The organism is Pseudomonas inefficax (genome assembly GCF_900277125.1).
In the GTDB taxonomy this organism is placed as follows: Bacteria; Pseudomonadota; Gammaproteobacteria; order Pseudomonadales; family Pseudomonadaceae; genus Aquipseudomonas; species Aquipseudomonas inefficax.
The window spans coordinates 24,298-37,523 of sequence record NZ_OPYN01000232.1 but is presented as its reverse complement, the minus strand read 5'-3'; the positions used below and the strand labels follow the sequence as shown (position 1 = coordinate 37,523).

At 64.9% G+C, this 13,226-nt stretch carries 15 protein-coding genes; 3 read left to right on the top strand and 12 right to left on the bottom strand.

The annotated features are described in order from the left end of the window. Positions 1–56 precede the first annotated feature (56 nt). From phaZ to gshB, 12 genes are all read right to left on the bottom strand, one after another. Positions 57–908 carry a poly(3-hydroxyalkanoate) depolymerase gene (phaZ, locus tag JV551A3_RS29005; protein WP_133975924.1) on the bottom strand — a complete coding sequence of 284 codons (852 nt, stop codon included), beginning with the start codon at positions 906–908 and terminating at the stop codon, positions 57–59. Between the two features lie 62 nt (positions 909–970). Then, on the bottom strand, positions 971–2,650 hold the full coding sequence (gene phaC, locus JV551A3_RS29000; RefSeq protein ID WP_133975922.1) for a class II poly(R)-hydroxyalkanoic acid synthase: 1,680 nt from the start codon (positions 2,648–2,650) through the stop codon (positions 971–973). Positions 2,651–2,918: 268 nt separating this feature from the next. Continuing rightward, a complete protein-coding gene (locus JV551A3_RS28995) occupies positions 2,919–3,296 on the bottom strand; it encodes a gamma-butyrobetaine hydroxylase family protein (RefSeq protein ID WP_003249306.1) in 378 nt (125 codons plus the stop codon). Between the two features lie 164 nt (positions 3,297–3,460). Further along, positions 3,461–4,804 carry an ATP-dependent protease ATPase subunit HslU gene (gene hslU, locus JV551A3_RS28990; RefSeq protein ID WP_003249308.1) on the bottom strand — a complete coding sequence of 448 codons (1,344 nt, stop codon included), beginning with the start codon at positions 4,802–4,804 and terminating at the stop codon, positions 3,461–3,463. A 76-nt stretch (positions 4,805–4,880) separates the two neighbouring features. After that, complete coding sequence (hslV, locus tag JV551A3_RS28985) at positions 4,881–5,411, bottom strand: ATP-dependent protease subunit HslV (protein ID WP_025340909.1); 531 nt, start codon at positions 5,409–5,411, stop codon at positions 4,881–4,883. Between the two features lie 213 nt (positions 5,412–5,624). Continuing rightward, positions 5,625–6,896, bottom strand: a complete 1,272-nt coding sequence (locus tag JV551A3_RS28980) for a dihydroorotase (RefSeq protein ID WP_133975920.1) — start codon at positions 6,894–6,896, stop codon at positions 5,625–5,627. Beyond that, positions 6,893–7,897 carry an aspartate carbamoyltransferase catalytic subunit gene (locus JV551A3_RS28975; protein WP_003257774.1) on the bottom strand — a complete coding sequence of 335 codons (1,005 nt, stop codon included), beginning with the start codon at positions 7,895–7,897 and terminating at the stop codon, positions 6,893–6,895. The genes JV551A3_RS28980 and JV551A3_RS28975 overlap by 4 nt, the downstream gene beginning before the upstream one ends. A 12-nt stretch (positions 7,898–7,909) precedes the next feature. Then, positions 7,910–8,428, bottom strand: coding sequence for a bifunctional pyr operon transcriptional regulator/uracil phosphoribosyltransferase PyrR (gene pyrR / locus JV551A3_RS28970; RefSeq protein ID WP_133975918.1), 519 nt, complete (start codon positions 8,426–8,428; stop codon positions 7,910–7,912). A 49-nt stretch (positions 8,429–8,477) separates the two neighbouring features. Further along, complete coding sequence (gene ruvX / locus JV551A3_RS28965) at positions 8,478–8,915, bottom strand: Holliday junction resolvase RuvX (RefSeq protein WP_133975916.1); 438 nt, start codon at positions 8,913–8,915, stop codon at positions 8,478–8,480. After that, entirely contained in the window at positions 8,915–9,484 is a 570-nt protein-coding gene (locus JV551A3_RS28960; RefSeq protein WP_112249525.1) for a YqgE/AlgH family protein, read from the bottom strand. The genes ruvX and JV551A3_RS28960 overlap by 1 nt, the downstream gene beginning before the upstream one ends. A gap of 170 nt (positions 9,485–9,654) precedes the next feature. Beyond that, positions 9,655–10,560, bottom strand: a complete 906-nt coding sequence (locus JV551A3_RS28955) for an energy transducer TonB (RefSeq protein ID WP_133975914.1) — start codon at positions 10,558–10,560, stop codon at positions 9,655–9,657. A 91-nt stretch (positions 10,561–10,651) separates the two neighbouring features. Further along, positions 10,652–11,605 (bottom strand): glutathione synthase, encoded by a 954-nt coding sequence (gshB, locus tag JV551A3_RS28950; RefSeq protein ID WP_133975912.1) that lies wholly within the window; start codon positions 11,603–11,605, stop codon positions 10,652–10,654. A gap of 246 nt (positions 11,606–11,851) precedes the next feature. On the opposite strand from gshB, the gene JV551A3_RS28945 reads away from it, so the two are divergent. The 3 genes from JV551A3_RS28945 to JV551A3_RS28935 are packed head-to-tail and all read left to right on the top strand — an operon-like array spanning position 11,852 to position 13,217. Next, positions 11,852–12,253, top strand: a complete 402-nt coding sequence (locus JV551A3_RS28945; protein ID WP_003257770.1) for a response regulator — start codon at positions 11,852–11,854, stop codon at positions 12,251–12,253. A 47-nt stretch (positions 12,254–12,300) separates the two neighbouring features. Continuing rightward, complete coding sequence (gene pilH / locus JV551A3_RS28940; RefSeq protein WP_012274551.1) at positions 12,301–12,666, top strand: twitching motility response regulator PilH; 366 nt, start codon at positions 12,301–12,303, stop codon at positions 12,664–12,666. Continuing rightward, a complete protein-coding gene (locus JV551A3_RS28935; RefSeq protein ID WP_112249515.1) occupies positions 12,663–13,217 on the top strand; it encodes a chemotaxis protein CheW in 555 nt (184 codons plus the stop codon). The genes pilH and JV551A3_RS28935 overlap by 4 nt, the downstream gene beginning before the upstream one ends. Positions 13,218–13,226: the final 9 nt, after the last annotated feature.

Genomic DNA, 13,226 nt, shown 5'->3' with positions numbered 1-13,226 from the left:
GCACCGAGTTGGATTCTTCGCGGGTGAACCCGCTCCCACAGGGCCCCAAATCGCCCTCACACACCCGAAGCCGGGCGGGGATGCATGACAGCGCGCTGTCGTTCTTGCTGAAGGAACTTCATGATGATCGGGGCGACGGCCTCGGCCCGGGTGATCAGGAACAGATGACCGTCGTCGATAATGTGTAGCTGGGCATTGGGAATTCGCCAGGCCAGCAGACGCATGTTGATCAGTGGGATCAGCGGGTCGTCGTCGCCTGCAAGCACCAGGGTCGGCTGCTGGATCTTGTGCAGCCAGTGGATGCTGGTCCAGCCAAGCCCGGCGAACAGCTGCCAGTAGTAGCCCATCTTGCCGCCGGAGCGCACCTTGGCGGCGTGCTGCATGGCCAGCTCCGGGTCCCGCCGGAAGCCGCCGCCGTAGATCAGCGGCGCGATGCGGATGACATGCGAGGGCTGCACGTAGCGCCGTGGGCTGGCCATCATCCACAGCACCTTGGGCTTGCCCGGTACCATCACTGCACCGGCGGCAGTGGCGGCCAGCACCAGCTTCTTGCAGCGCTCGGGGTAGTCATGGGCGAACTGCTGAGCCAGGGCGCCCCCCCAGGACACGCCGATGACATTGACCTGGCCGTAATCGAGGTAGTCGAGCATGCGCGCCGTCAGCTTGGCCAGGCCGGGGAAGCGGTACGGGTGGCGCGGCGTGGACGAGCCGCCGACCCCAGGCACATCGAAGGCAATGACTTCCAGGTCCGGGTCCAGTGCTTCGATGAACGGGAACACCAGCTCCAGGTTGGCGCCGATGCCGTTGAAGATCAGCAAGGGCGTCAGGTGCGGTTTGCCCGGGCGGACGGCGGTGCGGATGGACTGGTTGTCCAGCTCGACGGTCCTGAAGATATAGGGTTGCGGCATGCACGTGACTCATGGGGTGAAATGAACACCGTGGCTCCCCGCTGGGGCCACGGCGCTGCTGCTCAACGTTCGTGAACGTAGGTGCCCGGGGCGGCTTCGCCAGCGGCGTAGGCACGGTTGCCCAGGCGGGTCGGCGCCTTCTTCAGCTCGCCGGCACGCTCGGCCAGCCAGCTCTGCCAGTGCAGCCACCAGGAGTCGGCATGCTTGGTGGCGTTTTCCTGCCAGGCCACCGGATCACCCGGGCGATCGGCACCGGTCATGAAGCGCGCCTTGGGGTTGCCTGGTGGGTTGAGGATGCTCTGGATGTGGCCGCTGTTGGACAGCACGAACTCGATCTTGCCGCCGAACAGGTGCGCCGAGCGGTAGCACGACTGCCAGGGGGTGATGTGGTCGTTGGTGCCGGCGAGGCTGTAGATATCGCATTTGACCTGTTTCAGGTCGATCGGGGTACCGCACACTTCCATGGCGTCCGGGCGTGTCAGTGGGTTGCTCTTGAACATCTCGATCAGGTCGCCGTGGAAAGCCGCCGGCAAGCGCGTGGTGTCGTTGTTCCAGAACAGGATGTCGAACACCGGCGGCTCGTTGCCGAGCAGGTAGTTGTTGACCCAGTAGTTCCAGATCAGGTCGTTGGGGCGCATCCAGGCGAACACCTTGGCCATCTCGCTGCCTTCCAGCACGCCAGCCTGGTAGGAATGGCGCTTGGCGGCTTCCAGGGTCTGCTCGTCGACGAACAGCGCGACCTGGTTGTCCAGGGTGGTGTCCAGCACGCTCACCAGCAGGGTCAGGGCATTGACCTTGTTCTCGCCGAGGGCGGCATAGTGGCCGACCAATGCCGTGCAGGTGATGCCGCCGGAGCAGGCACCGAGCATGTTCAGGTCTTTGCTGCCGGTAATCGCCAGCACCGCGTCGACCGCCTCCTTGAGCGCATCGATGTAGGTGGACAGGCCCCATTCGCGCTGGGCTTTGGTCGGGTTGCGCCAGCTGATGATGAAAGTCTGTTGCTGCGAGCGCAGGCAGTAGCGCGCCAGGCTCTTTTCCGGGCTCAGGTCGAATACGTAGAACTTGTTGATCTGCGGCGGCACCACCAGCAACGGCCGGGCGTGAACCTGTTCGGTGATAGGGCTGTACTGGATCAGCTCGAGCACATCGTTGCGGTAGACCACGGCGCCGTCGCTGGTACCCAGGTTCTTGCCCACCTCGAAGGCGTCCATGTTCACCTGGCTGGGCATACCGCCGTTGTTGACCATGTCCTTGGCAAGGTTGGACAGGCCGTCGAGCAGGCTCTTGCCACCGGTTTCGAAGAAGCGTTTGACCGCCGCCGGGTTGGAAAGGGTGTTGGTCGGAGCCATGGCTTCGGTCATCAGGTTGATGACGAACTGGCCGCGGCTGATGTCCTGGGGCGACAAGTCGCTGCTGCCGATCCAGTCCTGCAGCTCCTTGCGCCAGGCCAGGTAGGTTTGCAGGTAGCGGCGGTAGAGTGGGTTGTGGCTCCATGCCGGGTCATTGAAGCGACGGTCGTCGCTTTCCGGGGCAAGGCTGGACTTGCCCAGCAGCACGTTCTTCAGCTCCAGGCCAAAGTGCGCCACATGCTTGGCGCTGTGCAGCGGTTGGCGTACGGCCTGGCGCAGCACGGTGCGTGCCGAGCTCAACAGGTCCTTGCGCCGGATACCGATGACAGGGTTCAGCCCCAGGGTGTTTTCCGAGGCTTGCCGCTGCAACTCATCGTTGTTCTTGTTACTCATCTAAGACGCTCCGTTGTCCTGAGACGAGTACCGGTTGCTGTGACAGGTGCACAGTTCTGAGCCCGGTACTGCTACTCGGGTGACCAGTGATAAGGAACAGCGGTGCTGCGAGGGTTCTGTCTACCTGCAAATGGATGCAGGGAGCTTGCCAGCCTCATTGGTTACCCGACTTTCATGTAATGCGCAAGACAGCCCTTCACTGGGCTGTCTGTAGGCCATTCAAACAGATGAATCTAGAAAATGCGCTCTAAACCTTTCAGGCCTTGCGCTAGAGCATCAGTTTGACCACCGACTCGGCGGGGTCGCGGGATTTTCCGGCCTTGTGCAGTTCGTCGAGGTACTCGGCCCACAGCTGTTCCTGGCGCAGGCACAGCTGCTCGAGATATTCCCAGGTGAACAGGCCGCTGTCATGGCCGTCGTCGAAGGTCAGTTTCAGTGCATATTGGCCGGCAGGTTCCAGGCCGCTGAGGCCGACGTTGATCTTGCCGAACTGCAGGATGGGGTTGCCGTGGCCCTGGACCTCGGCGGAGGGGGAATGCACGCGCAGGAACTCGGCGGGCAGGTGGTAGACCTCGCCGGGGGCGTAGGTGAGGCTTAGGGTTTTCGAGGCTTTGTGCAGGTTGATGGCGGTGGGCAGGCGGGCCATGGGCAGAGTCTCTCCGGAGCTGATGAAGCACAGCTTCCAGCTTATGGGCGAGGGATTCAAGGGCCCTTTCGCGGGTAAACCCGCTCCCACAGGGTCATCACATACCTTGGAATTGTGGTGACCCTGTGGGAGCGGGTTTACCCGCGAAGAAGGTGAAACCAGTCTTACAGGATGTAACGCGACAGGTCTTCGTTCTGCGCCAGCTCACCCAGGTGGCTGTTCACATACGCCGCGTCGATCTGGATCGGCGCTTCGTCATGGGTGCTGGCCAGGTCGCCAGCGCTGAACGACACCTCTTCGAGCAAACGCTCGAGCAGGGTGTGCAGGCGGCGGGCACCGATGTTCTCGGTCTTCTCGTTGACCTGGTAGGCAATTTCGGCCAGGCGCTTGATACCGTCGGCGAGGAACTCGATGTTCAGGCCTTCGGTCTTGAGCAGAGCCTGGTACTGTTCGGTCAACGACGCGTGCGGCTCCTGCAGGATGCGCTCGAAGTCTTCAGGAGTCAGGGCCTTGAGCTCCACGCGGATCGGCAGGCGGCCTTGCAGCTCGGGCACCAGGTCGCTCGGCTTGCTCAGGTGGAACGCGCCCGAGGCAATGAACAGGATGTGGTCGGTCTTGACCATGCCCAGCTTGGTGTTGACAGTGCAGCCTTCGATCAGCGGCAGCAGGTCGCGTTGCACGCCTTCACGGGACACATCGGCACCGCCAACATTGCCACGCTTGGCAACCTTGTCGATTTCGTCGATGAACACGATGCCGTGCTGCTCGACCGCTTCCAGGGCCTTGGCCTTGAGCTCTTCCTCGTTGACCAAGCGGCTCGCTTCTTCATCACGAACCATCTTCAGCGCTTCTTTGACCTTCAGCTTGCGCGCCTTGCGCTTGCCTTTGCCCATGTTGGCGAACAGGCTCTGCAGCTGGTTGGTCATTTCTTCCATGCCGGGCGGCGCGGCAATTTCGACGCCCACGGCATCGGCCACTTCGATCTCGATTTCCTTGTCGTCCAGCTGGCCTTCGCGCAGGCGCTTGCGGAACAGCTGACGGGTGTTGGAGTCGCTGCTGGTCTGCGCGGCTTCTTCGCTGAAGCTGGTCACGCGTGCCTGTGGCAGCAGGGCATCGAGGATGCGGTCTTCGGCGGCGTCTTCGGCGCGGTGGCGCACGCGGATGATCTCTTGCTCACGCAGCATTTTCAGCGCGGCATCGGCCAGGTCACGGATGATCGACTCGACGTCGCGACCCACATAGCCCACTTCGGTGAACTTGGTGGCTTCGACCTTGAGGAACGGCGCATTGGCCAGCTTGGCCAGGCGGCGGGCGATTTCAGTCTTGCCGACGCCGGTGGGGCCGATCATCAGGATGTTCTTCGGGGTTACTTCGGCGCGCAGCTCGGCGGGGAGCTGCATGCGCCGCCAGCGGTTACGCAGGGCGATGGCGACGGCGCGCTTGGCGTCGTCCTGGCCGATGATGTGGCGGTTGAGTTCGTGGACGATCTCGCGGGGGGTCATGGACATGATCAATTGGGTCCTGGGGCAGATGAGTCAGCGTGGAAAAGCCCCCGCACCGGGCGGGGGCGCCAGAACAGCTGAATCACTCGGCCAGGTCCTGCTCCTCGATGGTCAGGTTGTGGTTGGTGAACACGCAGATGTCGCCGGCGATGTTCAAGGCGGTTTCGGCGATTTCACGGGCCGAGAGGTCGGTCTTGTTCAGCAGGGCGCGGGCTGCGGCTTGGGCGTAGGCACCACCGGAACCCATGGCGATCAGGCCGTCTTCGGGTTCGACCACGTCGCCGTTGCCGGTGATGATCAGGGAGGCGTCTTTGTTGGCCACGGCCAGCATGGCCTCCAGGCGGCTCAGGGAACGGTCGGTACGCCATTCCTTGGCCAGCTCGACGGCGGCACGGACCAGGTGACCCTGATGTTTCTCGAGCTGGCCTTCAAAGCGCTCGAACAGGGTGAACGCATCGGCGGTGGCGCCGGCGAAGCCCGCGATGACCTGGCCGTGGTACAGGCGGCGCACCTTCTTGGCGTTGCCTTTCATCACGGTATTGCCGAGGGATACCTGGCCGTCGCCGCCCATGACGACTTTGCCGTTACGGCGGACAGAAACGATGGTGGTCAAGGGGAGAGTCTCCACGCAGCGGGGCGAAAGTGCCTGATGCAGACTCATATGGGGGTGAGGGGAAGGATTTCAACTGCGGGGGATGAATGGTCGGGCCGGGCAGGTAGATCTGTGTTGGGTCATTCGCGGGTAAACCCGCTCCCACAGGTATTGCGCTGTCCTTGAAAACAGCGGGATCCCTGTGGGAGCGGGTTTACCCGCGAATGGCTTTACTCAGGCCTCGTGGCAAACATGCCCATCGACCAAGGTATAACGCACCGCACCCGGCAGGCAGTGGCCGATGAACGGGCAGTTTTCGCCGCGCGAGAACCACTGCTCGCCAGCCACGGTCGAGGCTTGCGGGTCGAACAGCACCAGGTCGGCCGCGCTACCCACTTTCAGCTCGCCGGCCGGCAGGCGCAGGGCCGCCGCCGGGCCGCTGCTCAGGCGGGCCAGCAAGGTTGGCAGGTCGAGCAGGCCGTCCTGCACCAGGGTCATGGCCAGCGGCAGCAGCAGTTCGACGCTGCTGATGCCCGGCTCGGTGGCGCCGAACGGGGCCAGCTTGGCGTCGCGCTCGTGCGGCTGGTGGTGGCTGGAAATCGCCTGGATCACCCCCGACTTCACGGCCTCGCGCAGGCCGTCGCGGTCAGCGGCGGTGCGCAGCGGCGGCTGCACGTGGTACAGGCTGGAGAACTCGCGCAGCGATTCGTCGGTGAGAATCAGCTGGTACAGCGCCACATCGGCGGTTACCGGCAGGCCCAGGGCCTGGGCCTGGGCGATCAGCCGCGCGCCACGGGCGCTGGTAATCTGGGTAAAGTGCGCACGCACGCCGGTCTGTTCCACCAGCAGCAGGTTGCGCGCCAGGGCCACGGTCTCGGCGGTTTCCGGAATGCCCGGCAGGCCGAGGAAGCTGGCCATGGCACCTTCATGGGCCAGGCCACCTTGGGCCAGGTCGCGGTCCTGGGAGTGGAACACCACGGTCAGGTCGAAGGTGGCGGCGTACTCCAGGGCGCGGGCCAGGGTACGGTTGTTGGGGATTTCCTTCAGGCCATTGCCGAAGGCCACGCAACCGGTGTCGCGCAGGGCCACCAGCTCGGCCAGTTGCTCGCCTTCCAGGCCCTTGGTCAGGGCGCCGATCGGGTAGACCTTGCTGTTGGCAGCCTCGCGGGCGCGGTCGAGGATCAATTCGGCCACGGCCGAGGTGTCCAGCACCGGCTTGGTCTGCGGCGGGCAGCACAGGCTGGTGACGCCGCCGGCGACGGCGGCGCGGGTTTCGCTGGCGATGTTGCCTTTGCGGCTGTAGCCCGGCTCGCGCAGCGACACGCCGAGGTCTACCAGGCCGGGCGCGGCGACCAGGCCATCAGCCTGGATCGTGCGGCTGGCGCTGAACCCGGCCGGGGCGGCGCCGATGGCGGCGATGCGGCCGCCGTCCAGGTGCAGGTCGGTGACCTGGTCCAGGCCGCTGTTGGGATCGATGACCCGGGCGCCGAGAATACTGATGGTCACTGGGCGTTCTCCTGGTCGAATTGACGTTGCGCGTTCTGCCCGCTCATGGCCATGGACAGCACGGCCATGCGCACGGCGATGCCGTAGGTGACCTGGTTGAGAATCACCGAGTGCTTGCCGTCGGCCACCGCCGACTCGATTTCCACGCCACGGTTGATCGGGCCCGGGTGCATGACGATGGCGTCGGGCTTGGCACCGGCCAGACGCGCGGTGGTCAGGCCGAACAGGCGGTAGAACTCGCCTTCGCTGGGCAGCAGGCCACCGGCCATGCGCTCGCGCTGCAGGCGCAGCATGATCACCACATCGACGTCCTTGAGGCCTTCGGCGAGGTCGGTGTACACCTTCACGCCGTACTGCTCGATACCGATCGGAATCAGGGTTTTCGGGCCGATCACGCGGATGTCCGGGCAACCCAGCGCTTTGAGCGCCAGCATGTCGGAACGCGCCACGCGCGAGTGCAGGATGTCGCCGACGATGGCCACCGACAGGTTCTCGAAGCTGCCCTTGTGGCGGCGGATGGTCAGCATGTCGAGCATACCCTGGGTCGGGTGCGCATGGCGGCCGTCACCGCCGTTGATCACGGCTACTTCCGGGCACACGTGTTCGGCGATGAAGTGCGCGGCACCGGAGTCGGAGTGGCGCACCACGAACATGTCGGCGGCCATGGCTTCGAGGTTGCGCAGGGTGTCGAACAGGGTTTCGCCCTTGCTGGTCGAGGAGGTCGACACGTTCAGGCTGATCACGTCGGCCGACAGGCGCTGGGCCGCCAGTTCGAAGGTGGTACGGGTGCGGGTGGAGTTCTCGAAGAACACGTTGCACACGGTCTTGCCGCGCAGCAACGGGACTTTCTTCACGGCCCGGGCACCGACTTCCAGGAAGGAGTCGGCGGTGTCGAGGATCTCGGTGAGCAGTTCGCGGGGCAAACCGTCGAGCGAGAGGAAGTGGCGCAGCTGGCCCTGATCATTGAGCTGCAGCGGGCGCTTGGCGTCGATTGGCGTCATCGCGGGGGACTCTTAAAGGGCGGAAGCGGAGGCGAGGTCCTGGCGCTCGAGGGCGAGCGGTGCGGGTCCGGTCAATTTTACCCGTTCATGGGCGGCCAGCGACAGGGTGGCGCCGAGTACATTCGGGCGGATTGGCAGTTCGCCGGCAACCAGGTCCAGCAGGCAGACCAGGGTGACGCTGGCCGGGCGGCCATAATCGAACAGTTCGTTGAGCGCGGCACGCACCGTGCGGCCGCTCATCAGCACGTCATCCACCAGCACCAGGTGCTGGCCCTCGACCTCGAACGGCAGCTCGGACGGGCGCACTTGCGGGTGCAGGCCGTTCTGGCTGAAGTCGTCGCGGTAGAACGAGACGTCCAGGGTGCCCATGGGGCTGGTGTCGCCCATGGCTTCCTGCAGGGCCTGGGCAACCCAGACGCCGCCGGTGCGGATACCGATGTAGCGCGGCTCGGTAATTGCCCGGCGGGCCAGGTGGGCGCGTAGGTCGTCAGCCATCTGCCGGATCAGCTCGGCGGGATTGGGTAGGCTCATTGCGGGCTCCTCGGAAGGGTGCGCCGGGCGCGCCCGGCGGCAAAGATGATCAGGTATTGGCCTCCAGCCAGCCTTGCAGCAACAGGGCGGCGGCGATGGCATCGACCGGGTTGTCGCGGTAGCTGCCGCGCTGGCCGCCACGGGCCATGCGCTCACCCTTGGCCTCGAAGGTGGTCAGGCGTTCGTCGTGAGTGTGCACAGGCAGGTTGAAGCGGCCGTTCAGGCGGCGGGCGAACTTTTCCGCGCGGGCGCTCATTTCGCTGGGGGTGCCGTCCATGTTGAGCGGCAGGCCCACGACGATGGCGTCGGGCTTCCATTCGGCAATCAGCTTTTCCACCTGGGCCCAGTCCGGCGCGCCGTTCTGGGCCTTCAGGGTGCACAGCTCGCGGGCCTGGCCGGTGACCACCTGGCCGACGGCCACACCAATCTGTTTGCTGCCGTAGTCGAAGCCCAGCAGCAGGCGTAGTTCAGGGTGCAATTCAGCCATCAGGCGTGGCCCGCCTGGCTGGTCAGCAGGTTCAGGTTGATGCCCAGGCTGGCGGCAGCGGCTTCCAGGCGCAGGTCGCTGGCCTTGCCGAAGATGATTTCCGGGTCGAACGGGCAGTTGAGCCAGGCGTTGTCGGCCAGTTCCTCTTCCAGTTGTCCCGCTTCCCAGCCGGCATAGCCCAGGGTGATCAGGCTCTGTTTCGGGCCGACTCCGGCGGCGATGGCCAACAGAATATCCTGCGACGTGGTCAGCGACAGCCCTTCCAGCGCCACGGTGGCCTGGAAGCTGCACTCGCTGCTGTGCAGCACGAAGCCACGGTCGGTCTGTACCGGGCCACCTTGGTAGATCGGCACCTGCAAGGTGCTGGCCGGTGGCATTTCGTCCGGGCGCAGCTGCTCAAGGATGTCGGCCAGGTTCAGCTCCTGCGGCCGGTTTACCACCAGGCCCATGGCGCCATGGGCGTTGTGCTCGACGATGTACGTGAGGGTCTGGGCGAAGTTCGGATCGGCCATGTGCGGCATGGCGATCAGGAACTGATGCTTGAGGTAGCTCGGCGTGAGGGTTTTCATGGGGATAGTGTGGCGCCAGGTGGCGAGGCTGACAAGGTGCGTAACGAGGCTTGCGCGTTCCCTGTGGGAGCGGGTTTACCCGCGAATGCGCCAGATCAGGCAATGATGTCGCTCAGTCGGACGCTTTCGCGGGTAAACCCGCTCCCACAGGGACCGCGTATTACCGCAGGTCAGTTACTGGACAAACGGTCCCCACGGGCAAAGCGCCAGGTGCGGATGATCTCCAGCCGGTCAAACTCGGCCAAATCCCCGGTAAACGGCGCAAACGGCGCCGCCAGCCGGACGATGCGCTGCGCCGCCTGGTCCAGCACCGGCTGCCCGGACGACTCCAGTACCAGCACCTCATACAGCGAACCATCGCGGTTGATCGACACCATCATGCGCAAGTTGCCGTAGATCTGCTGCCGACGCGCTTCGTCGGGGTAGTTCAGGTTGCCCACCCGCTCGACCTTCTTGCGCCACTCTTCCTTGTACCAGGCACCCTTGTCGCGCATGGTCGAGGCGGCGTTGAGCCGGTGGATGCGCGGGCGTTTGGCGTACATCTGCTGCTCGTTGGACAGCTCCGCCTCCAGGCTGGCGATCTGGCTGGACAACTGCGAGCTGTCGAAGTCTGGTGCCGGGGCTGCCGGCTTGGGCTGCGGCTTGCTTTCCTTCGGCTTGGGCTCGACTTTCTGCGGCTTGGGCGCCTTGGTCACCACTGCCGACTTCTCGGGCGTAGGCGGCGGTGTTACCTCGGGCCTGGCCGCGGGTGGCGGGGTGATCTTGTTGATCTTGCTGTCCTGGAACGGTGCCAGTTCGGTGGTCTTGGGCACCGCTTTCTTGTCCAGGGTGCCGCTGCCCTGCTGGTTGTCCTGGGCCTGGAAGTCGGCCTTCTCCGGCGCCTTCTCGCTCTTGAAGGTGGCCAGGGTGATGTCCATGGTGTGGCGGATTTCGGCAGGCTTGACCACGCTGAAGCCGACACCGAGGATCAGCGCCAGGTGCACCAGGGCAGCCAGGAACAGGGTAAAGCCGAGCCGGTCCACCGGGCGAACACGGGGAGGCAGCAGGTCGGCGGGGATGTCAGCGGGCAGCGTCATCGGGTTTCCAGCAACCGCAGGGCGGGGTAGCAGGCCAGGCCAAAAGGACCCGCATCATACCCCACTCTGGGTTGTAGCCGTGCGTCGGCGGTCAGCGCGCCTTCAGCTGGCGATCAATGGCATCCATCAATTGCCCGCCGATGTCGGTGTTGTAGGCGGCATCGATCTCGCGGATGCAGGTGGGGCTGGTGACGTTGATTTCGGTGAGGTAGTCGCCGATCACGTCAAGACCCACGAACATCAGGCCCTTCTCGCGCAGGGTCGGGCCGACCTGGGCGGCGATCCAGCGGTCGCGGTCGGTCAGCGGGCGTGCTTCGCCACGGCCGCCGGCGGCCAGGTTGCCACGGGTCTCGCCGCTGGCCGGGATACGCGCCAGGCAAAAGTCCACCGGTTCGCCGTCGATCATCAGGATGCGCTTGTCGCCGTCGACGATCTGCGGCAGGTATTCCTGCGCCATGATCTGCTGGTTGCCATGCTGAGTCAGGGTTTCCAGGATCACCGACAGGTTCGGGTCGTCCTTGCGGTGGCGGAACACCGAGGCGCCGCCCATGCCGTCCAGCGGCTTGAGGATTACGTCACCACGGCTGTTGGCGAACTCGCGCAGGATGTCGACACGGCGGCTGACCAGGGTCGGCGCCATGCACTGCGGGAATTGGGTGGCGAACAGTTTTTCGTTGCAGTCGCGCAGGCTCTGGGGGCGGTTGACCACCAGCACGCCTTCGCGTTCGGCCTGCTCCAGCAGGTAGGTGCTGTAGACGAACTCCATGTCGAAGGGCGGGTCCTTGCGCATCAGGACCACATCCAGCTCGGCCAGCGCGCTGTCCTGCTCCTCGCCCAGCTCGAACCAGCGGACCGGGTCGGCGAACACTTTCAGCGGGCGCATCTGCGCACGGGCCTGGCCGGCGCCCAGGTACATATCGCGCTGCTCCATGTAGAACAGGCTCCAGCCGCGTGCCTGGGCGGCCAGCAGCATGGCCAGCGAGCTGTCCTTCTTGTAGGAGATGGACGCGATGGGGTCCATGACAATGCCGAGGCGAACGCTCATGGGGTGGTTCCTCTTGGCGGCGGGTGGCCGCGATGGATCGAAAGAAAAGTGGCTCAGGGTGGCGCCGTGAACGCCGCCGGTCAAGGGGCGCCGCAGATGGAACGGCCACCCGGAGTGTGCTAAAAATGCCAGTCACGAGGCTGCACGACAGGCCCTGAGGGGCGCGCGATCTTTGTGGGAGCGGCCTTGTGTCGCGAAAGGGGCGCGCAGCGGCCCCCAGAATTTCGGCAAATGGTAGCCCAAGAGATGGAACAACCCCTGAAGGTGATGGTGATCGACGATTCGCGCACGATCCGCCGCACCGCGCAGATGTTGCTCGGTGAAGCGGGCTGCGAGGTGATCACCGCCAGCGATGGCTTCGATGCCCTGGCCAAGATCGTCGACCACCAGCCCAGCATCATCTTCGTCGATGTGCTGATGCCGCGCCTGGACGGCTACCAGACCTGCGCGGTGATCAAGCACAACAGTGCCTTCAAGGACACCCCGGTCATTCTGCTGTCGTCCCGTGACGGCCTGTTCGACAAGGCCCGCGGCCGGGTGGTCGGTTCCGACCAGTTCCTGACCAAACCGTTCAGCAAGGAAGAACTGCTCGACGCGATCCGCGCCCACGTGCCCGGTTTTGCCGCAGCCCAACAACACGCACCCTGACCGCGCCCCGCCATGGCACGGTCTTTCTTTCCTGATGGGGAACCAGCATGGCCCGAGTTCTGATTGTCGACGACTCGCCGACAGAGATGTACCGATTGACCGAATGGCTGGAAAAGCACGGCTACCAGGTGCTCAAGGCCAGCAACGGTGCCGATGGCGTGGCCCTGGCCCGGCAGGACAAGCCCGACGCGGTGCTGATGGATATCGTCATGCCTGGCATGAACGGCTTCCAGGCCACCCGCCAGCTCAGCAAGGACCCGGAAACCAGCGCCATCCCAGTGATCGTGGTCACCACCAAGGACCAGGAAACCGACCGTATCTGGGCCACGCGCCAGGGCGCTCGTGACTTCCTGACCAAACCGGTGGAAGAGGACGCGCTGATCGCCAAGCTCAAAGAGGTGCTTGGGGCTTGACCACCCGCCCGCAGGGCGCGTCGCTGACCGCCTTCGAGTTGTTGCTGGACATCGACCGGCGCTGCCGCCTGCTGGTCGCCGACCAGCCGCCGCAGGATATCCGCCTGCAACAGTGGAGCGGCATCGGCTTTCGCATTGCCGGGCAATGGTTCGTCGCGCCCATGGGCGAGGTGGCCGAGGTGCTGCGCGAACCGCGCAGCAGCCGCGTCCCCGGCGTGCAGCCATGGGTGTGCGGGGTAGCCAATCTGCGCGGCCGGTTGTTGCCGGTGATGGACCTGAGCAGCTTCTTCGGCCTGGGCCATGCCGCCCCTGGCAAGCAGCGGCGGGTGCTGGTGCTGGACCGCGAGGACCTGTTCGTCGGCCTGCTGGTGGACGAGGTGCTGGGCCTGCAGCACTTTGCCCTGGACAGCCTGCAACTGTCGCCACCACAACCTCTGATCCGCGCCGCTGCCCCCTTCGTGCAGGGGCACTTCCCGCGTGAACGCAACTGGGCGATCTTTAGCCCCTTCGCCCTGGCCCAGGCGCCGGGCTTTCTCGATGTGGCGTTATAGGACCTGCGA